The organism is Leucobacter luti (assembly GCF_004217175.1).
GTDB classification, from domain to species: domain Bacteria; phylum Actinomycetota; class Actinomycetes; order Actinomycetales; family Microbacteriaceae; genus Leucobacter; species Leucobacter luti.
In genome coordinates, this window is the sequence record NZ_SHKI01000004.1 from 266,307 (window position 1) to 286,565 (window position 20,259).

18 protein-coding genes are annotated in these 20,259 nt (G+C 69.8%); 8 read left to right on the forward strand and 10 right to left on the reverse strand.

Going from position 1 to position 20,259, the window contains the following annotated elements; all coding sequences use genetic code 11:
• Nucleotides 1-61: 61 nt before the first annotated feature.
• Nucleotides 62-2,248, reverse strand: coding sequence for a TRAP transporter permease (locus tag EV139_RS07640; RefSeq protein ID WP_241988992.1), 2,187 nt, complete (start codon nucleotides 2,246-2,248; stop codon nucleotides 62-64).
• A 151-nt stretch (nucleotides 2,249-2,399) separates the two neighbouring features.
• On the opposite strand from EV139_RS07640, the gene EV139_RS07645 reads away from it, so the two are divergent.
• The 5 genes from EV139_RS07645 (at nucleotide 2,400) to EV139_RS07665 (ending at nucleotide 6,808) form a co-directional block, all read left to right on the forward strand.
• Nucleotides 2,400-3,056: a response regulator transcription factor gene (locus EV139_RS07645; RefSeq protein WP_130453733.1), complete on the forward strand. Its 657-nt coding sequence runs from the start codon at nucleotides 2,400-2,402 to the stop codon at nucleotides 3,054-3,056.
• Complete coding sequence (locus tag EV139_RS07650) at nucleotides 3,057-4,460, forward strand: sensor histidine kinase (protein ID WP_130453734.1); 1,404 nt, start codon at nucleotides 3,057-3,059, stop codon at nucleotides 4,458-4,460. It begins immediately after the preceding gene.
• Nucleotides 4,457-5,413: a TAXI family TRAP transporter solute-binding subunit gene (locus EV139_RS07655; protein ID WP_130453735.1), complete on the forward strand. Its 957-nt coding sequence runs from the start codon at nucleotides 4,457-4,459 to the stop codon at nucleotides 5,411-5,413. The genes EV139_RS07650 and EV139_RS07655 overlap by 4 nt, the downstream gene beginning before the upstream one ends.
• A 113-nt stretch (nucleotides 5,414-5,526) precedes the next feature.
• Nucleotides 5,527-6,018 carry a MarR family winged helix-turn-helix transcriptional regulator gene (locus EV139_RS07660; RefSeq protein WP_130453736.1) on the forward strand — a complete coding sequence of 164 codons (492 nt, stop codon included), beginning with the start codon at nucleotides 5,527-5,529 and terminating at the stop codon, nucleotides 6,016-6,018.
• Nucleotides 6,011-6,808 (forward strand): HEAT repeat domain-containing protein, encoded by a 798-nt coding sequence (locus tag EV139_RS07665; protein WP_241988993.1) that lies wholly within the window; start codon nucleotides 6,011-6,013, stop codon nucleotides 6,806-6,808. The genes EV139_RS07660 and EV139_RS07665 overlap by 8 nt, the downstream gene beginning before the upstream one ends.
• On the opposite strand, the gene EV139_RS07670 is transcribed toward EV139_RS07665, so the two are convergent.
• From EV139_RS07670 to EV139_RS15860, 4 genes are all read right to left on the reverse strand, one after another.
• On the reverse strand, nucleotides 6,805-8,190 hold the full coding sequence (locus EV139_RS07670; protein WP_130453737.1) for a cryptochrome/photolyase family protein: 1,386 nt from the start codon (nucleotides 8,188-8,190) through the stop codon (nucleotides 6,805-6,807). The genes EV139_RS07665 and EV139_RS07670 overlap by 4 nt on opposite strands.
• Nucleotides 8,191-8,290: 100 nt before the next feature.
• Nucleotides 8,291-8,995, reverse strand: a complete 705-nt coding sequence (locus tag EV139_RS07675; protein WP_198677490.1) for a DsbA family protein — start codon at nucleotides 8,993-8,995, stop codon at nucleotides 8,291-8,293.
• A gap of 2 nt (nucleotides 8,996-8,997) precedes the next feature.
• Nucleotides 8,998-10,011 carry a cytochrome c oxidase assembly protein gene (locus EV139_RS07680; RefSeq protein ID WP_241988994.1) on the reverse strand — a complete coding sequence of 338 codons (1,014 nt, stop codon included), beginning with the start codon at nucleotides 10,009-10,011 and terminating at the stop codon, nucleotides 8,998-9,000.
• Between the two features lie 328 nt (nucleotides 10,012-10,339).
• Complete coding sequence (locus EV139_RS15860) at nucleotides 10,340-10,753, reverse strand: hypothetical protein (protein WP_157993012.1); 414 nt, start codon at nucleotides 10,751-10,753, stop codon at nucleotides 10,340-10,342.
• A 227-nt stretch (nucleotides 10,754-10,980) separates the two neighbouring features.
• Here EV139_RS15860 and EV139_RS07685 point away from each other — a divergent pair, with 227 nt between their 5' ends.
• From EV139_RS07685 to EV139_RS07695, 3 genes are all read left to right on the forward strand, one after another.
• Complete coding sequence (locus tag EV139_RS07685; protein ID WP_130453738.1) at nucleotides 10,981-11,193, forward strand: hypothetical protein; 213 nt, start codon at nucleotides 10,981-10,983, stop codon at nucleotides 11,191-11,193.
• A 22-nt stretch (nucleotides 11,194-11,215) separates the two neighbouring features.
• Nucleotides 11,216-12,223, forward strand: a complete 1,008-nt coding sequence (locus EV139_RS07690) for a methyltransferase family protein (RefSeq protein WP_130453739.1) — start codon at nucleotides 11,216-11,218, stop codon at nucleotides 12,221-12,223.
• 164 nt (nucleotides 12,224-12,387) lie between these two features.
• Complete coding sequence (locus EV139_RS07695) at nucleotides 12,388-14,160, forward strand: Ig-like domain-containing protein (protein WP_198677491.1); 1,773 nt, start codon at nucleotides 12,388-12,390, stop codon at nucleotides 14,158-14,160.
• A gap of 100 nt (nucleotides 14,161-14,260) precedes the next feature.
• Here EV139_RS07695 and EV139_RS07700 read toward each other — a convergent pair whose 3' ends face one another.
• The 5 genes from EV139_RS07700 to EV139_RS07715 form a co-directional block, all read right to left on the reverse strand.
• Nucleotides 14,261-16,807 carry a helix-turn-helix transcriptional regulator gene (locus EV139_RS07700; RefSeq protein ID WP_157993013.1) on the reverse strand — a complete coding sequence of 849 codons (2,547 nt, stop codon included), beginning with the start codon at nucleotides 16,805-16,807 and terminating at the stop codon, nucleotides 14,261-14,263.
• Nucleotides 16,808-16,952: 145 nt separating this feature from the next.
• Nucleotides 16,953-17,471 carry a signal peptidase I gene (locus EV139_RS15865; protein WP_157993014.1) on the reverse strand — a complete coding sequence of 173 codons (519 nt, stop codon included), beginning with the start codon at nucleotides 17,469-17,471 and terminating at the stop codon, nucleotides 16,953-16,955.
• Between the two features lie 70 nt (nucleotides 17,472-17,541).
• Nucleotides 17,542-18,201, reverse strand: coding sequence for a hypothetical protein (locus tag EV139_RS15870; RefSeq protein WP_157993015.1), 660 nt, complete (start codon nucleotides 18,199-18,201; stop codon nucleotides 17,542-17,544).
• Nucleotides 18,202-18,284: 83 nt separating this feature from the next.
• Nucleotides 18,285-19,625: an RCC1 domain-containing protein gene (locus EV139_RS07710; protein WP_130453743.1), complete on the reverse strand. Its 1,341-nt coding sequence runs from the start codon at nucleotides 19,623-19,625 to the stop codon at nucleotides 18,285-18,287.
• A gap of 8 nt (nucleotides 19,626-19,633) precedes the next feature.
• Nucleotides 19,634-20,251, reverse strand: a complete 618-nt coding sequence (locus EV139_RS07715) for an LPXTG cell wall anchor domain-containing protein (RefSeq protein ID WP_157993016.1) — start codon at nucleotides 20,249-20,251, stop codon at nucleotides 19,634-19,636.
• Between the last annotated feature and the right edge of the window lie 8 nt (nucleotides 20,252-20,259).

The window sequence follows — 20,259 nt, forward strand, 5'->3', positions numbered from 1 at the left end:
GGTCGGCGGGCCGAGGCGGTTCCGGGCCGAGGCGCAGCGGTCTTTGCCCGGCCGCCGGGCGCTAGCGCGCAGCTGCCGGGGCGGGGCTGCCGAGCGCGTCCTCGGGGTTCCGCTTCACTCGGATGTAGTTGACGACCGCGGCGACCGCGACGATCGTGATCCCGAATCCGATCGACACGGGCTCCAGATAGAGGCAGAACACGGCGCCAACAATGAAGAGCAGCCGCTCTGGCCAGCGCGCACGCCCGAACGCCCAGCCGCCCGTGGCTGCGGCGAGCGCCGCCACTGCGAAGAGCGAGACCAGGGTGGCCCAGATCGAGGTGACCCACTCGCCGTTCAGCAGCAGGCTGCCGCCGGCCGGGGTGAGCACGAACGCGAGCGGAGCGAGGAAGGCCGGGAGCGCGTACTTCATCGCCTGCCACATGGTCTTCATGGTGGCGCCGCCGGTGAGCGCCGCCGCCGCGACCGCCGCGAGCGCGGTGGGCGGCGAGACCTCGGAGAGCACCGCGTAGTAGAAGATGAACATCGCCACTTCGGGGCGCTCGACGCCGAGCGAGATGAGCGCGGGGCCGATGATCACCCAGGAGATGATGAACGACGCGGTGACGGGGACCGCCAGGCCGAGCATCGTGATTGCGATCGCGGCGAGCAGGGCGGTGACGATGAGGATCACCTGCGGGTTGTCGCTGATTGACTCGGCCGCGGCCACGAGCATCTGGGCGAAGGTGAGCCCCACCCCGGTCTTCACAATGACGCTCGTGATGATCCCCGCCGCGGCGCACACGGCGACCACCGGGATCGATGAGCGGATCCCGTTCGCGAGCGCCCCGTAGAGCGCCTTTGCGTACTCAAGCATGGCGGTCCCGAACGGCTGCTTCTCGGCCTCCTCGTCGAGCGGATCGCGTCGCGAGACCATTCGCTCGATGAGCCCGAATAGTGCAGCGACGGCGGTCGCGTACACGATCGAGCGGAACGGCGGCAGGCCGATCGCGAGGAACACCACGATGATCGCGAGCGAGAGGAAGTGATACCCGAAGCGCTTGAACAGATCCCACGCCCGCACCTTCGACGGTTCGATCGGGCGGGTGGAGAAGCGGCGGGCGTCGATCTCGACCGCCACGAAGATCCCCGCGTAGTAGAGGATCGTGGGCACGATCGCCCACACCATGACCTCGAGGTATGCAACCCCCAGGTACTCGGCGATGATGAACGCCGCGGCGCCGAGCGTCGGCGGCGACAGGATCGCTCCGATGCCCGCGGCGGCGAGCATCCCGCCGGCGTTTTCGCGCGGATACCCCGCTTTCTTCAGGATCGGCCACGCGAGGGAGCCGAGCGTCACGGCGGTGGCGGTACCGGATCCGGAGACCGTGCCGAGCAGGAAGCCGCTCGTCACGACCGTGCGGCCGGCCGCTGAGCGCGACTTCGAGAACAGGGAAAACGAGAAGCTCACGAAGAACCGGCCGGCGCCCGTCGCCGCGAGCACCTGCCCGTAGAAGATGAAGAGCACGATGTAGGTCGCCGCAACGTTGAGCGGGGTGCCGAAGAAGCCCGACTGGTCGTTGTAGAAGCCGTTGATGATCTGGTTGAAGTTCACCCCGCCGTGGCTGATCGCCCAACTGATCGGCAGGTAGCCTCCGTAGTAGGCGAAGAGGAAGAACACGACGCAGAAGATCGGGAGCACCACACCCGTGGTGCGCCGCGTCGCCTCGAGTACGAGGATCGTGAGCAGCGAGCCCGCGATGATGTCTGCGGTGGCGAGTGTGCCCTGGCGGTTGAGGAACGCGTCGAAGCCACCGCCGCCGTCGCCGATCACAAGCGGCAGGATCGGATACGTACTCACGAGGGCGGCGATGACCGTGAGCGTGATGTCGAACCAGTTGGGCACATCTGGCTTCGTCGGGTCAACGTGTCGTCTGGCCCGCCCGCGGTAGAGCAGGAATGTGAGCGGCAGCGTCGCCGAGAGAAACGCGATGAGCGAGAACTGGTTCCCCTGCCGCAGCGGGAAGAAGACCTGGTAGAGCACGAAGGCGGCGACGAGGAACGTGTACGCGACCACCACACGTTCGAACTTTTGCGGGAGCGACCGCGACGGCATCTCCTCGTCGTACTCGTTGATGAGGTCTTCCGGGAGTGCCACGTTCGTGGTCGGTGGCGTGTCCCGGAGCGCCGTCGCTGTTGCGGGGGGCGCGCCGGTCGCGTCCTCCGGACCACTGTGTCCGTCAGATGCGCGGCCGTCGCCTGAATTCACTACATCATTGGAGTTCATACCGGGCACGCTAACCCGCTTCGCAGCGCCCGCGACCCGCCCGGATCGAATCCTTACACTCCCTTAACGATCACGCGCACTCAAGTTCGCGACCCCACCCCCGCGCGAGCGAACTTGTCCCTACGCTGAGTGAATGGACTTGCTCATCGTTGAGGATGACCGCTCGCTCGCCGAGGTGCTCACCACCCAGCTGACGCGCAACGGCCACACTGTGACGCACGTCACCAGGGGTTCAGACGCGCTGCTGCGGCACGCGGAGGCCGACGCGGTGCTACTCGACCTGGGCCTCGAAGACGGCGACGGCTTCGAAGTGATCCGGCGGATGCGGCAGCTCGGCGACACTCCCATCATCGTGGTAACCGCCCGCGGTGACGAGCGCTCGACGGTGCTGAGCCTGCGGCTCGGGGCCGACGACTACCTGATCAAGCCCGTGCGGCTGCGTGAGCTGATCGCGCGCATCGACGTGGTGGCGCGCCGCACGCTCGCGGCGAACGAGCGGAGTGAACGGGTGCTCGCCGGGTCGCTCCGGATCGAACTCGCGGCGCGGCGCGTGCTCTCCGGCGACTCTGAAATAGCACTCACGAAGACCGAATTCGATCTGCTCGCGTTCCTCGCGCAGCACCTCGGCGCGGCGGTGAGTCGGGAGCAGATCCTCGACACCATTTGGGGCGACGCGTTCGCCACCAAATCTCGCGCGTTCGACGTGCACCTGGTCGCGCTGCGCCAGAAGCTCGCGGGACTCGCGACGATCACCACGATGCGCGGCTACGGCTACCGGTTGGAGGCCTGAGTGCGCAAATCTGTGCTCCTTCCCCTCCTCCTGTTCAGCCTCGTCGCCGTGCTCGCGGTGCTCATCCCCACCGCAAACGCCTTCGCCGAGTCGCGCACGCGGGGCCTCGTACTCGCTCGCCAGGGCGCCACCGAGCACCTGGCGCGCGCCGCGCGCGCGGCGATCGAGGACGGTTCGTTCGAGTTTCTGCAGCAGCAGCTCGATCGGCACGCAGAGGTCTACGGCGAGCCGTCGCTCGTGGTCGACGCCGACGGCACCACGATCGCGACCACCGGCGTCCTGCAACCGGATCGCGCCGACGTCCTCGCGGTCGTGGGTGCCTCCGCCGATACACTGCCGCGCTGGAACATCACGACGATCACCCCCTGGGGGCCCGCGCACGCGCTCGTCGCAGAGCCAGTGCTGGGCGGGATCGACCAGAGCGTCGGCACCGTGGTCCTTGAGGCACGGCTCGACCGCGCGCAGCGGGACGTGGCGGTGGCCTGGGGCGTGAGCAGCGCCGCCGCAGCCGCGCTGCTCACCGGCCTCGCGCTCATCGCGCTGCGGTGGACCAACTCGGTGCTCCGCCCGGTCCGCGCTCTTGACGAGGCGTCCCGTGCGTTCCCGCCGCGGCACGACGTGGCGCGTTTCGCGCACAGCGGTCCACCCGAACTCCGCTCGCTCGCGGACTCGTTCGATCAGATGGCCGCCGGGGTTGAGCGCGCGCTGGCGCAGCAGCGCAGCTTCGTCGCCGACGCGTCGCACCAGCTCCGCAACCCCCTCGCCGCAATCCGCTTGCGCCTGGACGCGCTCAGCCTCGGCACGCACACCGACGACGACCTGCACCGCATCGACGAGGACACGGAGCGGCTCGAGCACATCGTCGACCGGATGCTCACGCTCGCTGGCGTGGAGCACCGCGTGATCAGCGCGGCGACCGGCACCGAGACCGCCGTTCCGAAGGTGCGGGTGATCCCGTCAGCCGAGGGCCTCGTGATGCCGCATGTGCCGTTGCATACCGCGTGCGGGCAGACGCTCACCGCGAGCGGCGGCCCCGTCACAGTCGAGTGCGCGCTGTCAGACCTCGAAGAGATGGTCGAGCTGGGCCTCGACAACGCTCGAAAGTACGCCGGAGAGGGCGCGCACGTCCGCGTCGCACTACAGGCCGCCGGTGAGTGGGTAGACCTCACCATCAGCGACGACGGCCCAGGGCTCAACGACGCGGATCTCGCGCACGCGCAGTCGCGGTTCTGGCGCGGCAACGGGAGTGACCGCACCGCCGCACCGCAGTCGGGCACGGGGCTCGGACTCGCGATCCTCACCGGGCTGGCTCGCGCAAACGGGGGCACTCTCGCCCTCGCGCACGCGGCAGCGGGCGGGCTCGAACTGCGGATCCGGCTCAGGTCGGGTGCGGAGACCGCATGACTCTGACCCCGAGGGCCGCGCCATCGCCCCGTATCGCCCGTCGCAGCCTCCTCCTCGGGGCGGCAGCTGGGGCGCTCGGGTTCGCCGGCTGCGCGCCGCGCGAGCCCCCCAGCCCCCTGCGTATGGCCTGCGGCGAGCCAGGAGGTACCTACGTGCGGTTTGGCACACGCCTCGGCGACGCGCTCGCTCGCCGAGGGGGCGGCCGAATCCTCGTGCAGACCACCGACGGCAGCGCCAGCAACATCGCCAGGCTGCAGCGCGGAGACGCGGATCTCGGCATGTCGCTGAGCGACACCGCGGCCGAGCACCACGGGAGCCTGGTCGCGCTCGGCCGCGTCTACCAGAACTACCTCCAGTGCATCGTGCGCGCCGACCGCGGGTTCACGAGCCTGACCGACCTCGTGGGCGGGCGCGTCTCCATCGGTGCGCCCGGATCCGGCACGGCGTTCTCCGCCCGACGCGCCCTCGCGGCGCTCGGCCTCGCCACCGCTGAGGCGCCGCTCGAGCTCCTTGAGCTACGCCTGGCGGACGCCGTCGCGCGGCTCGCCGATGGCAGCGTGGACGCGGTCATCTGGTCGGGCGGGATCCCGGTACCCGAGCTCGAACCGCTCACCGCCGCGGGCGCCGTCACCCTGCTCGATCTCCAACTGGCGCTCCCCCAGCTCACGCGCGACTACGGGGCGATCTATCAGGCGGCGGATGTCCCTTCGGCCGCCTACGGCTCGGCCGCGCCGCTGCCAGCGATCGGCGTGGCGAACCTGCTGCTCGTGCGCCCCGACTTCCAGGATCCACACGCGCGGGCCCTCGTCGACACGCTCATCGACGACGCGGAGGAGCTCATCACCTCGCCCTCCTACGGCGTCCACTTCCTCTCACCGCCCACGCTCATCGGGACCGCCCCGATCGCCCTGCACCCCGCGGCGCAGCAGCGCTACGCCGAGCGCTACGGCTAGCACCGCGTCGGCGGCCTCGCGCCCGGCGGGTGGCCGCGGCTGCCTGGCGGGGATCACGCGGGTACCCAGCGGGCTCGCTCGAAACTCATTAAGGGGTTGATAGTCTAGGTGCTATGGATCATCTCATCGCCACCAAGCACGAGCTTCTCCTCGACCACGCCGAGCAGCGCTCCGAGGGTGCGCGGCTCGTGATGGCGGTGCTGCGCACCGCCGCGCTGCTCGACCGAGAGTGCGGGGCGCGCCTCGCCCAGTTCGACGTGTCCGAAGCGCGCTTCGCGGTGCTCCTTGCCGCGGCAGCCCACGATCCGGCTACGCCGGCGGCGCTCGCCGAGCGGCTCGATATCACGCGCGCGGCCGTCACCGGACTCGTCGACGGGCTCGTAGGGCAGGGCTTCGCCATACGAGCGGCGGTCCCCGAAGACCGCCGCTCGTTCACGGTCGCAGTGACCCCGGCGGGCCGAGCGGTGCTCGACGCCCTGCGCCCCGTCTACGGCGGCTGGCTGACCCAGCTCACCGCCACGCTCGACCCGGCGAGCGTGGGCCCTGCCCTCACGGCACTCGGCGAGATCCAGCGCGCGCTCGACCCGGAGTCGGCACGTGGCTAGCGCGGGCGCGAGCCGCATGCGAGACATCGATCCGGCGCACCTCATCGCGCTGAACGCGGGCCGGGCCGAGGCGCGCACGCTCACGGAAGCGCTCGCGATCGACCACCCGACCCTGCTCAGCGCGGCGGTCCCGGATGCCCCGCCCGAGCTCGCCACGGCCGCCGCCGCCGCGCAGCGCCTGGGCGTCCTTGCCCGCATGACCGCAATTGGCACCGCGCTCTCGGCCCAGCTGCCGCCCGAGCGGCTCGGCGCGCTCGCGGCGCACCCGTCCGACACGGTGCGCGGCTGGGCCTGCTTCGCGGTGGGCGCCGCGGGGGCGGCCGGAGCACGCGGGGCCGCCGGCGGCCCCGCTGTCCGCGCCGTGCTCGACCGCATTCGGCCGCTCGCCGACGACCCGAGCTTCACCGTGCGCGAGTGGGCCTGGATGGCGGTGCGGCCCACCCTCGTCGCGGAGCTTCCCGAGGCGATCACGGCGCTCGCCTCGTGGACCACGGATCCCTCGCCCCGGCTGCGCCGCTTCGCGAGCGAGGCGCTCCGGCCCCGCGGGGTCTGGGCCGCGCACATTGCCCCACTCAAGGCCTCCCCAGAGCTGGGCGAGCCGATCCTCGAACCGCTGCGCGCTGACCCGGAGCGCTACGTGCAGGACTCCGTAGCAAACTGGATCAACGACGCGGCGAAGTCACGGCCGGACTGGGCCGTGACGCTCTGCGCGAGGTGGCGCACCGAGAGCCCCGGCCCGGCGACGGCCCGCATCGTCACCCGCGGGCTCAGGTCCCTCGCCAAGGCTTAGCCCGCGAAACCGGCCGCGCGGGCCTGGTCGTACGCGGCGAGCGCGCGAACACGGCTCGCGCGCAGATCCACCAGCTCGGGCGTGAGCAGGCTGTCAGGGGCCCAGCGCTCCACGTACTCCCCGGCGGGGTCAAACTTCTTCTGCTGCGTGAGCGGATTGAACACGCGGAAGTACGGTGCGGCGTCGGCTCCGCACCCCGCCACCCACTGCCAGTTGAACGGGTTGCTCGCCGCGTCCGCGTCGACCAGGGTGTCCCAGAACCAGGCCTCCCCGACCCGCCAGTCGATGAGCAGGTTCTTTGTGAGAAACGAGGCGACCACCATGCGGACGCGGTTGTGCATGAAGCCGGTGCGCCACAGCTCTCGCATGCCAGCGTCGACGATCGGGAAGCCGGTCTCGCCGCGCTGCCATGCGCCCAGCTCGGGCCCCGGCTCGGTGCGCCACGGGAACGCGTCGAACTGCGGGTTCAACCCGCGCAGGTGCAGATCCGGGGCGCCGAACGCGGTGTGCCAGGCGAATTCGCGCCAGCCCACCTCCGACAGGAACGCGCCCACGCCTGACCCCGCGGCCACCGCCCGATGCCACACGGTGCGGGGACTCACCTCGCCCCAGCGCAGGTGCGGCGACAGCGACGAGGTCGCGTCGATCGCGGGGAAGTCACGCGCGTGTGCGTAGTCGGCGGCTGCGGCCTCCGCCGGGAGCGCCTCGCCGCACGCCGCTCGGACGCTCCGCGCGAGGAACCGCTCAAGCCGCTCACCGGCGGCAGCCTCGCCGGGTGTCCACCGCTGCGCGAGCTCGACAGCCCAGTCCGGGTCGCTGGGGCGCAGCGCCCAGTCGCCGAGCGCGTCGCTGCGGGGCCGCGCCGGTGCCGCGCGTAGCCCCGCGGGCACCGGCAGCGGGGCCGGAGGCTGCGGGGCGGCCAGACACGCGCGCCAGAACGCGGAGTACACCCGGTACGCCGTGCCCTGGCCCGAGACGATGCTGCCGGGTTCGAACAGCACGTTGCCCACGAACGAGTGCGCGGCAACCCCACCGGCGCGCAGCTGCTCCTTCAGCGCCGCGTCGTGCGCGCGCTCCGCCCCGTAGCGCCGGTTCCACAGCACCCGGTCTGCGCCGCTCTCCGCGACCACCGCGGGCACCACCTCGGCGGCCGCGCCGCGCCGGAGCACCAGCGGAACGCCCCGCTCGGCGAGGTCGGCGGCGAGCCGGTCGAGCGAGCCGTGCAGCCACCACCGCGCGGCGCCGCCGAGCGGGCGCACCCCCGCGGATTCCTCGTCGAGCACATAGAGCGCCACGATCCCGGCCGGATCGTCGGCCCCTGCGGCGAGCGCCGGGTGGTCCTCGAGCCGGAGGTCGTCGCGAAACCACACGAGAGTCGTCATCGCTCCAGCCTAGGCGGATCGGCGCCAGCCCGCCCGGGCTTTCCGCCGGCCCTGGGTACCCGCGCCCGCCAGCCCTGGGGACCCGCGCCCGCGACCCCGGTTACCCGAGCAGCGCGAGCGCGCGGTCGAGCGCGTCGGTGATGTCCGAGATCTGCGTCGGCTGCAGCAGCGCGCCGTCGAGGAAGAAGGTCGGGGTACCCTGCACCCCGAGCGCCTGGCCGGCAGCCAGATCCTCCTCAACGCGGGCCTGCGTTGCCGGATCCGCCACCGCGGCGTCGAACGCGGCAAGGTCGAGCCCGAGCGCGTCCGCGTACCCCCGGAATCGCGCCGCCTCAGACTCCTGCTTCTCCCCCCACTCAAGCTGGGTCTCGAACATCATCGCGGACATCTCTTCAAACTTGCCCTGCTGGGCGGCGGCCTCGACCGCCACCGCGGCGTTCATCGAGTTCAGGTGGCCGGAGAGCGGGAAGTAGCGCACCACCACGTTGATTTTCCCGTCGTACTGGGCGCGAATGTCCTCGATGACCGGGTACAGCGCGCCGCACGCCTCGCACTCGAAGTCAAGGAACTCGACGAGCGTCGGGGCGTTCTCACCGGCATCATCGAGCACATGCGAGTTCTCGGCGACGGCGCCGACCCCGGCGAGTTCCGGCCCGGCGGCGGCGGGCTGCGCGGCGTTCTGGCTCAGCATCGACCCGAGGATCAGCGCGAGGAACACCAGCAGGACCGTGGGGATCGCAATCAGCGCCGCCTTGGTGGAGGTGCTCAGGCGCGCACCGCGCCCGCGTTCAGGGTGGGAGGTCATGGTCACTCTGCTTTCTCTGCGGAGCGCGAGCCGCGCCCCGAGGGGTCTGGGGAGCGCGGAGCGCGCACCACGGGATCGGCGGCGGGCGAACCGCGCTCCGCCATTGCTGCCAGGTAGGCGTTGTATTCGTCGAGGTCGGCGTCCTCCTGTGGCTGCCGCCGCCGCGCGGCGCGGGTGTCGCTGCGCCGCCACTTCGAGAGCGTGACGATCAGCACGATCAGCAGCGGGAGCTCGCCGTAGGTCCAGACGAGGCCGCCACCGACCGCCTGATCAAAGGCGCTGGTAATCCCCCACCCTGGCGGATCCTGCGCGTACCAGCTGAAGAGCGCGTCGGGCGTGCGCAGCAGCACGAGCCCGAAGAGCGCGTGGATCTGGATCTCGATCAGCACCCCGATGAGCCGCACCACGTAGGACGGAGAGCGCGGCAGCGGATCCGCAGCCCACAGCGGGGCCGCCGCGATCACGCCGAACACGAGGAACAGGGCGAGCATGATCGTGTGTCCGCCGGGGAGTGCGAGCCCCCAGCTCACGGCGTCGCTGAGGTAGAGCCCGGGGAACGCCAGGCCCGCGACGAGGATCGCGACGGCCGGGTGCAGGAGCACGTGGGCAGTGCGCGAGCGGTACCCGCCGAGCGCGAGCCGGCGGAGCGCGCGCCCGAGTCCGCGGCGCGGCATCGCCCGCAGCACGAGCCGCCCCGGCGATCCCATGAGGAGGAGCGGCGGCGCCGCGACCATGAGCGTGATCTGCTGGAACAGCAGCACCGAGACGAGGTCCTCGGCGAAGGCGTTCATGTTGAGACCGGTGGCGGCGAACCACGCGGCGCTGCCGACGACGAACGAGATCGTCGCCGGAATGCTCCAGCGCTCGCGCCGCCGCCACAGCGACACGGCACCGGCGAGGTACGCGACGAGGCAGATGAGCGCGATCCAGGCGAGCGGCGACGCGTGCGCCGGCACGAACGTGAACAGCTCGCTGAGCTCGTGTGTGGCCTGCCCCGGGCGGGGCGGGGCGATCACCGTGCCGCCGATGCGCTCGGGCGGGCCGGGGCCGCGGGGAGTGTGGGTGTCACGGGTGAGGGGTCCTCTCGGGTGGGCGCCGCGGGCGCGCCTGAGCGCGGTGCACGCGGCACGGGTAAATGCGGGGGGGGCGGCACAGCGCAGCGCAGCGCAGTGGGCCAGGGTTCAGTGGGCCGGGTTCAGTGGGGCCGGGCGCGCGCCGCGGTGAGCGCGGCGGCGGCCGGGGCGACCGCCGCTTCCGCGGCGGAAATCCCCGGGGGCGCGTGGCGGCGCGTGCGGCACGCCTGGGTGTGGCGCGAGCGCGCCCACGACCGGCAGCGCCGGCGGGTCACACCCGAATGATTGAGAGCCGCAGGTGCAAGCGGTGCTGGCCGAGAGCGGGAGCGGGCGCCGGGGACCACGCGCGGGGCCGGGCAGTGCGCGGCAGCCACGATCGCGCGCCGCGTCGAGCAGCCGCCAGGAGTGCGATCGTGATCAGGAGCGCCATCACACAGGCGGCTGCGAGCCCGAGCTGCCCGGAGTCGAGTACGGCAACCGGCCGCTCAACCGCGCTTGCCTGCACCCCGCGCTCGGGGGCCACGCCGGCGGCGGCGCTGGCGTCCGTGAGCGGCGCGGCGGCCGCTGCCACCTCTGACGATGCGGCGGCCGAGACGGCGCCAAGGTGCGAGACGGGGACCGCGCCGTGCAGGTGCACGCCGACGATTCCGAGCAGCACGCAGGTGATGATCCCCGCGGCAGACAACAGGAGTCGCTGGGGCCACGCCCAACCACGCTGACCGCCCGCGCGCATCGATCCACCGCCCTCTCGAATTCGATCACAAGCTACCACCGCGGGGGTGAGCGGGGGCTGTGATTCGACCGCTCCGCGGGCCTCATCTTCGCGAAACCGCCCGCCCGAGTGGGCGCCGGGCCACACGCGGGCGCCCGCCGGTTCGCCCCAACCGCCCAAACCTCGGTAAGGTTTCATGCATGCCGTCAGAAAGTTTCCAGCGCCTCCCCCTCGAGGTCCAAGACATCGTCACGTCAGGCCTGGAGACCGAGATCCACACCGCGTTCGAGCTGATCGGCGAGGCAAAGAACTCCGGTTCGCTCTCAGCCGAGGAGATCGGGTTCCTCGAGGGCGACATCATCCGCGCCTCCGCGCTGCGCTCGCAGCTCACCGGGGAAGACACGCAGCTCTAACCCGTTCCCCTACAGTGGGGGTGTGCGGACTCACGGAGCGACCAGCGGCGCAGCAGCGCCCGCACCCGGGCCCGCGTTCCTCTCGGATCGGCGAGTTGCCCGAGCCTACTTCGCGCTCCAAGCAGCGGTGGGTACCCTGTGGTGGGTCGGGGTCGCCACCGTCCCAGCAGTGCGCAGCGCCACGCTCGGTGCGCTGAACCCGATCCCCATCTTCTGGCTCGACCTGCCCCTCTTCGTCTTCGCCTCCGCGGCGGCCGCGCTCGGCTTCCGCGCCGGGGCCTGGATTGCCGCGCCGTGGGCCGCTCTCGTGGCGCTCGGGATGGCCGGCTACGCCACGGTGACCGGGCTGGCGGGATGGGGGGCGCTCCTCATGATCGCCGCCGCGGTCGGAAGCACCGGCGCCGCAATCCTGCTGATCACCGGCAGGATCCCCGCCGAGCTTGTGATCCGTGGCCCATTCAGGTTCCGGATCGCGGCCCCCGCGAGCCCGCGGGCGCATCGGCGGCGCACCGCGCAGCAGGTGGCCGTGTTCTGGCTCGTGTTCCTCGCACTCATCCCCGCGGCCATCTCACTCATTGAGCACCGCTGGGGGCTCGCTCTCGACAGCCCGGTCTGGTTGCGAGGGGCGGGCCTGCTCCTCTTCGCGGGGGCCGGTGTCGCCGGAATTTGGGCGGCCGCGACGATGTCCACGCGCGGCCGCGGCACCCCGCTCCCCGCGGCGATGCCCGCCGAGCTCGTGATCGCGGGCCCGTACCGAATCGTGCGCAACCCCATGGCGGTCTCCTCGCTCGCCCAGGGCGCCGCAGTGGGCCTCATGCTCGGCTCCTGGCTCATCGTCGCGTACGCCATCGCGGGCGGACTCGTCTGGAACTTTCTCATTCGGCCGCAGGAGGAGGCGGATCTTGAGGCGAGGTTTGGCGCGGCGTTCGCCGCATATCGCGAGCGGGTGCGCTGCTGGCTTCCGCGCGTCCCTCGCGGCGGCGCGCCCAGCGCGGCCGCCGAAGCGAGGGGAGGCCGCGCACGGCGGTAGACTTGCCGCAGCCACGATCACCTACTCGCCTAGGCGGTCTGGTCAGACCCCGGTCGAGTGTTACTAGCGCTCGGCCGGGGTCGCTTTGTCTCTCCCGAATATTCACCCGGGCAGTCTTCGTATTCGGTCGCTGATCACGCGTTCCACGGGATAGTATGCACTTCATGCGCCAAATCTTGAGCGTGACCGCAACGGTGCTTCTCGCTCTTGCAGCCACCGGCTTCGCCGCCACCCCCGCCACTGCCACCGCTGCCGCCGCGGACGATCCATGCACGGAGGCAAACGGCACCGTGACGTGCGTGTTCCCGTACACCGCTGAAGCCGTCAGCTGGGTAGTGCCCACGGACGTGACAGAGGTCACGGCGATGGCCTCGGGTGCACAGGGCGGTTCAATTTCCTACTTCACCTACGGTGGGCTCGGTGGCCGAACCACGGCACAGCTCCCGGTATCCCCGGGCGAGAGCCTCACGGTCGTCTCGGGCGGAGCCGGTATGACGGTTCGCGACTGCAGCACCCCCGCCGCGTTCGGCGGATTCAACGGCGGCGGCTCGGCAACTGTGTCCTCGGGCGGCTGCGTTGGTGCGGGTGGTGGTGGCGCGAGCGACGTGCGCGTCGGCGGTACCGCGCTCAGCGATCGCGTGCTCGTCGCTGGCGGTGGTGGCGGTGCCGCCAACGTCGTGTTTCGCAGCAGCCCCGCCTCAGGTGGTGCCGGCGGCGGGCTGACCGGCGGCACCGGCGGCCCAGTGGCAGTGCCCGCCCCAAGCGAAGGCTCCCCCGCCGGCACTGATCCAGTGCCCCTGGGGGGCACTGGCGGCGACCAGACCGGCGGCGGCAGCGGGCTCCTCGGGGTAGGCGGCGCCGGCGTCCCGTTTGAGGCCACCACTGGGAACGACTATCTCTCCAGCGGTGGTGGGGGCGGCGGCGGCTACTACGGGGGCGGCGGAGGCAAACCCGTCAAAGCCGCGGGAACCGAGGGGAGCCCGGACCCGACCACCGTAGTCGGGGGCGGCGGCGGATCCGGGTACGGCCCGGCAGGCGCGGTGTTTGAGACCGGCGTCCGCTCGGGCGACGGCGAGGTTGTCATCTCCTACGAGCTCGCAGCGACCACGCTGACGGTGCTCCCCTCCGCGCTCACGGTGCTGCCCGGGGAGCCCGTCACGCTCAGTGCCCGGCTCACGAGCTCCGCGCCACGCGCCGAGTTCACCGGCGACGTTGAGTTCTTCGCGGGCGCCACGAGCCTCGGCGCAGCGTCGGTGGTCGGAGGAACCGCCACACTACTCCCCCTCGAGCTCCCGCTCGGCGCACACCAGATCACTGCGAGCTACGCGGGAAGCGCGGGCAACCGATCCGCGATCTCCACGGGAGTCGAGGTGCGTGTCGCGAAGGCGGAGACCGCTGTCGCCGTGGACGTTCCGGCCGGTCCCGTCACCGTGGGCGACGAGATCACGCTCGCGGCAACCGTGACCGGCGTGGACCCCACGGGGACGGTCGAGTTCTTCGCCGGCAGTGCCTCACTCGGCACGATCGCGCTCGACAGTGCGGCGGCATCCGGCACGGCTCGCGCCGCGGACACCCGCGCGGCACGCCTTACCACCGACGCGATCGCTGCCGGAACGCAGGAGATCAGCGCCCGGTACTCGGGCGACGCGCTCAATGCCGCGGCAACCTCGGCCGGGGTGGCACTGACGGTCACCCCCGCGTCGGTCATCCCGCCGGATCCTGAGCCCAACCCGGATCCTGAGCCTGAGCCTGAGCCGGACCCGGCTCCCGGTGTCCCCACCCCGGCTCCGGCACCCGGCGCTGCACCGGGCGCACCCGCCGGGGCCACGCTCGCCCGCACCGGCGACGCGGACGCCGCGCGGCTCGCGGCACTCGGACTGCTCGCGGGGGGCTCCGGTCTCGCACTGCTGCTCGCGCGGCGCCGCACCCGCGTCTAGCGCGGCGCCGCGGCGCCGCGTCTCGCGCGGGCCGCGGCGCGGCTCAGGCCGCACGCCGCACGCGGTACCCGAGCCGCGGTGATACTGGTGACGCGCTCGACTAGATCTCGCCGGAACCAAGCCAGGCACGGATCCACTCGACCGCCTCGCGGCGCGTGGAGACATCAAGCTTGCGCATCATTCGATGCACGTGGTTTTCAACAGTGCGGATACTCAGAACGAGATGATCCTTGATCTGCCTGTTGGTCATGCCCTGTGCCATGAGCTCAGCCACCTCGCGCTCACGCGCGGTCAATTTGGCTCCCGTGGGCTCCTGTTGGGCGGCATCGTAGGTTCCGGGCTCGAGCGAGTCGAGGAACTCTGCCTCATGCGCCTCGATCTCCTCGGCGTACGCAATGTCTCCGTGCGAGCGCGCGATAGCCGCGGCGTGGTCGTAGCCCTGCACGGCAAGCCCCAACCGCCCGGATGCGATCAACCGCGGAATCACCGCCAGCATTGCGTCGCTGTCCGAGGTATGGCGTGCCACGATGTAGTCACGGTACGCAAGGAGATGCTCGCTCTGCATCGGCTCGATCCACTGCTGCAGGGTCGCAAGCCGGGCCTCATCGAAGAGGTAGTCAAGGGATCTGAGTGCTCCCAGCGCAGCTGCGAGGGTGCTCCCGCGCGCGTAGAGAGCCGTTGCACCTTCCCAGCATTCCTCGGCAGCCTGCGCGGGCGACCCCTCAAGGGCAGCCAAGCGCGCCCGGGCCCACGACCTCGATGTTCCGAGGAGCGGGCCGTCGGGAAGATCGATCTCGTCGAGCGCCGACACAATTTCGCGGAGGCCGCTCGGCGATTCGTGCGCGGCAATGGCAGCGCACACCTTAACTCCCAAGTAGGACATGCGCGGGAAGAGCGGCACCCCGCCCAACGCTTCAACGTAGTCCTCGATCTGCAGAATGCCCTCGTGCTGCCCACGCACGAGGAGGAGCAAGCTCAGCATGTGGCCGTGAGCGCGCAGCGAGCGTTCATCAAGCTCGTCTTGCGCAATCCGTGCGCCCTGGAGCGCGATTTCTCGGGCGCGATCGAATCGACCGCGTACGAGTTCAATCAGGGCCTCGGTGGAATTCTGCAGGTACGGGAAGTAGTCGTCCGACCAGCTCGACACCCGTCCGAGCGCCTCAGCAGCTTCCTCAGGGAGGCCCTGACTCACGTAGATAAAGGCGAGCGTTCGGTGCATCTCGTTCTGGACGGTAAGCGGCAGTTTTGCTGTCTCGCTCAAGAGCGCGACAGCATCGTGCGGCACCGTTGCGAGGTCGGCGAGCATGCGGATTCTGGCCGCAACGAGGAACCCCCAGTACTCCCCAGCGTGTTCCCGTCGTTGCAGAAGCTGGTCGGCGCGCGCGACATCGCCCAAGCAGTACCCGTGCAGCCAGGCCTCCCACACGGCAAGCCTGGAGCGGAACTCGGCCGGCATCTCCTCGCGCGTCGCCTCCTCGATCAGATTGAGGATCGCGTGCGGATCCGCGTTCGAGTTCACGAGTGCCACGGTGTAGTTCAGCGCTGCTGCCGGGCTCCGCGACTCGTGCCAGGCGGTCTCGGCGCCGACCAGATCCTCGTTCCGTTTCTCAGTGACGAGCCGCAGAAATGAGGGCTCGATCACCAGGGTCGTCATCTCAAGCTCGTGCGGCTCAGCCTCGAGGTATCTCAGCGACGAAATCTGTTCGATCTGTGCTCGAAGGTGCGCGCGCCGAGCAGGCAACATCGTGTGCCGGAACATCTCACTCAGCAGCGGCGGGTTCGCCGTGACCCAGTGGTTTCGCCCGTTCGGATCGACCGTAACCGCGCCGGACTGCTCAAGCGACTGAAGCATGTCATGGCCGATCATCTGCTCGGCTTCCGGCACGTCGACCAGCCCCACGAGCGCGATCATCTCCAGCGCACCGCGCTGCTCCGGTGTGACAGCGTAGGTATACGCCCAGGTGAAAGCGGTGAGGGCATCGCTCCAGAGGTCGCGCACCGCCACCCACTGGCCGTCAATGAGCCGGAGGCTCCCCTCCACCCGTGCGACCTCGCAGATGGCGATTGCCAGTTTGATGAGGCCGGCCGACTTCGAGTAGACCCGGTTGATCGAGGTGGTTTCGAGTCGAGAGCCGAGCCGGTGAAAGAGCACCCCGTGTACGTCTTCGAGGGTCAACACTGGAAGATCCACGACGAGTCCGGGCCCGGGCAACACCTCACGCAGCAGCGGAGCGTTGGTGAGGACGAGCGTCTGCACGCCGGCCTGCTGCCGGTAGAGTGTCAGCGCCGAGATCACCGTGGGGGTGAGCCCCGACACCCCGTCAGCGATGACCACGAGCGGGCGGCCGTCGAGCGCACGGCTCAGCTGCGCGGCCAGCGCCGCCGGTGAACTGGGCATGTTGCCCGGACGCGCCGGATCGCGCAGCATACTCATGAACGCGTGCGGCAGCGCTGAGCGCTCAGCGGTCTCTGGCAAGAACAGCACTCGGATGTTGTCCTCGATCAGCTCGTCTCGCAGTTCGCGCAGGAATTCGGTGCCCCCGTTGCCGCGCGGAGACACGACGTTCACGTCGAAGCGCAAGTGCAAGTATCGTTTGACCAGGTCCGTCGTTTCAGTGCGCGGCTTGTACGCGATCTGTCGCAGCATTCTCGAGCGCCTCCCCCACAAAACCGGCTCAGTGGCCCGTTCGGAATCCATTCAACTCCCCTGCCTCCGCGCAGCGCAAGTGACGCTGCCGGCTCTGCACATTCACGGTGTTCTGCTGCGTGTACTCCACGTCGCGTGCGGCACGCTAGCGGGAAGCTTCCGCCACCTGCACCTCACCGGGCACGGCCTTCCGTGACCGCGGCTGCCAGGCAAAAGCCACGACCAGAGCGAGCGCTACGACCGCGATTCCGGCGATCCCGAACGGGGTTCTGAACATTCCCGCGACATATCCCGCACCGGGAATCGTCGCGACTACGGCACCGACGGTCCGCGTCACGTAGGGTTGCGGGTCGTCCGCGGCGTTCGCATCACCGCGCATCGTGATCTTCCAGTCTGTATATTCCTGTTCGATCGACGTGATGCGGTGAGTCACAAGCCCACCGTTGCGTGGACGTTCGAGCGTCACGATGTCCCCCACTTCAGCCTCGGCGGCCGAGGTCTCCTGAACCAGCAACAGGGAGCCCGTGGGGATCGTCGGTTCCATTGAGCCGGACACCACGATCTCTGGTTTCAGTCCGAACACCAGCGAGACCCCAAACACAAGAATGCAAAATGTGCCGATAATCGCGAAGATTGTCAGCAGTACTGATCGAAACCTTTCCACGGTTCCCCCCTCTGTAAGACGCCAGCGTGGTTGGGGCCGCACCCGACCCCAACCGCGCTGACGAGACTCGTTACTTCGACTGCGCGTCGATGTGGACGCGCAGCGCGGCCTGGCCGCCGTTGTAATCGGCGGTCTCGGGCTCGTCGGTGAAATGCACCTGCAGCTCGATGGTGTGCTCGGAACCGTTCGCACCGGAGACGTAGGCGTCACCCTCGGCAAGCGAATCGGCGCCACGCGCCGCAACGTCTGCGATCTCGGCCTCCGCCGACGCAAGGTCGACGCCCGCGGTCGGGTCAGCCGGGTCGCCGAAGAGCACCGTGCCAGTGGAGGTGTCCGTTGCGGAGAACTTCAGGAACTTCATGATGTTCGGCGACGTTCCGATCGAACCGTCACCGATCGCCTCGACCACGACGGACAGGTCGCCCGTGATCGTCTTCGAGTTATTGAACACCGGGATCGTCGTCGTAAGCGTGCGGCCGGGAACAAAGCTGTCGGCGCCGGGAATCACCCAGTCAACGCCCGCCTCCGTGTCGGCCTGGAGCACCGTGTCATCGGTATCGACCACCGCGATGTCGAACTTCGACGACGATCCGATTCCCTCGCCGCCGCTGCCCAGGTTGATGTTCGCGAAGTCGGTGAACGCCGCGGTGGTCGCGAGTGCGGCCACACCGAGGAGGCTTCCGACAGCGAGCGCGGCGCGAGCCTTGCCGCTCATCTTCTTCTTTTTCATGGTCTGCTCCATTGTGTTGTCCTTTCAGGTGGAGGGTTCGATGCGGTCGGCTGCCTCACGTCGTACGGCCGACCGCGTGCGGGCTATGAGCCGGGGCGGATTCCCGGCAGTGCCAGCGAGGTAAAGGTGGCCCGCGCACCGGAGGCACCAAGAATTGCCCCTCCGTCTGTGGCGCCCCAGCCGATGAGCACGGAGTCTGCGCGCGTGGCGTAGCTCGTGTCGCGGGAGCCGCCCAGAGCGATGATGTCCGCGAGCGGCAGTTTGATCGGGGTCGCAGCGTCCGTGGTTCCCTGTCCAGTTGAGCCGTCCGGGCGAATGTTCCCGGAGGCGGCCCAGCTCGCGTTGTCACCCCAGCCCCAGACCTCCCCCGAAATCGTCAACGCCGTGAAGTGGTAGTTTCCTGCGCTGACGCTCTCGACGGGCTCGGGCAGGCCAAGCGCCACAATCTGCCGTGACACGGCGGTGTTTCCGGGGCGGCCCGTCTGGCCGTTCGCGGAGTTTCCGAAGGTATATACCTGACCGTCGGCGGTGACCATCGCCGAGGCCTGCCTGCTTGAGGTGAGCGTTTGAATATTGCAGGCGTCCGACGGGTCGCCCTGGGCGACGGCGGGCGCCTCAGAGCCAATTGCAAACGGATCCATCTGGGTGATGAGTTCCGGGCTCGGGTTGTTCGCCACGGTCGCTGCGCCGTTTTCACCGTCGATGCTGCGTCCCCACCAGTACACGTGGTTATCTCGGGTGATGACCCAGGTCATGCGCTGTCCCACGTGCATTGAGTGCGCGTTTTCAATCACCAGGAACGGCGCGATTGGGCCGTCTGTCTCGCGAGTGCTCCCGTTGCCCGCCTGACCGTACTGCCCGGAGCCCCAGGTGTAGACCTTGCCGCTCTCGGTCAACGCAGCCATGGTCGCGCGCATCGATCCGAGGTCGATCACGCGCTCGTTGTCAGGGAACACGACCTTCTGCGGGGTATCGCGGTAGTCGCTGTTGCCGGTCGTCGTGCCGATGCCGAGTCGACCAAGCTTGTTCAGCCCCCAGGTGTAGACCTCCCCGGCTTCGGTCAGCGCCCCGAATGTCCCCGTGGCCTCCCCGAGGTCGGAGGCGCCAACGACCTTCGTCACGTTGGGCAGCGTGTGCACTGGCTTGGGACTGGCGTCACCGGGATCCTTCACGCCGAGACCGCTCATCCCGTTATCTTTCACGCCCCACACCCAGACGTACCCACCGGAGAGCGCCACGGAGGTCTGCTCAAACTGTGTGGACACGGCAAGGTACTCGGCGGGCATGGTGATCGTCGACTCCACGGCGACCGCGGTGTCGGTATACCCGGCGGCAGTCGTTCCGGTCAGCGCGACACTCGTGACCGCAACAGCGGTTCCCCCGGCGAGCACGGCGACACCCAGCGCCCTCGTGATGTTTCGCATCAACCCGTTCACAGTTCAACTTCCAATCCCTGATTGCGACGCTTGCGGAGGAGCGTGAACGCTCCGAGGAGTGCCGCGCCGATCCCCGCAGCCGCGATCGCGTACCAGGACGCACCGCCCGTCACCGCGAGACCGTCTCGCGCGCCTGGGCCGTCCTGCGGCACGGGGGTGGTGTCCCGCTGCGGTGACGCAACCTGCAGCGTGAGGCTTCCAGAAGCGCCCTGATACTCATTTCCCGCGGTGCGGGGCAACTCGAGTTCTGCCTGCAGCGTGAGTGGTTCGGCACTTGAGAACTCTCCGAGCAGCGTGGGGTCAAGCGTGAGTAGCTCCACGGGGCTTCCCTCGAGCGCCGGCTCCAGGGAGGCGGCACCTACGCGAAGCTTCGCGGGGGTATCGCCCTCGAAGAGTGGCCCCTCGACGCCAGACACGCGCACGAACACCTCGCGCAGCCCCTGCTGCGATGACGCGAGTTCAAACGACCAGGTCGCCGTCTCTCCCGGGGCGGGGGCGTCAATTGTCACTGCGCGTTCGTCGATCACGAACAGCTCATCCGACACCGCCGATGCGGGAGTCAGAGTACCGACCCCAAGCGCCACGCCGAGAGCGAGCGCTCCCGCGAGTCTCATGTGTCCTG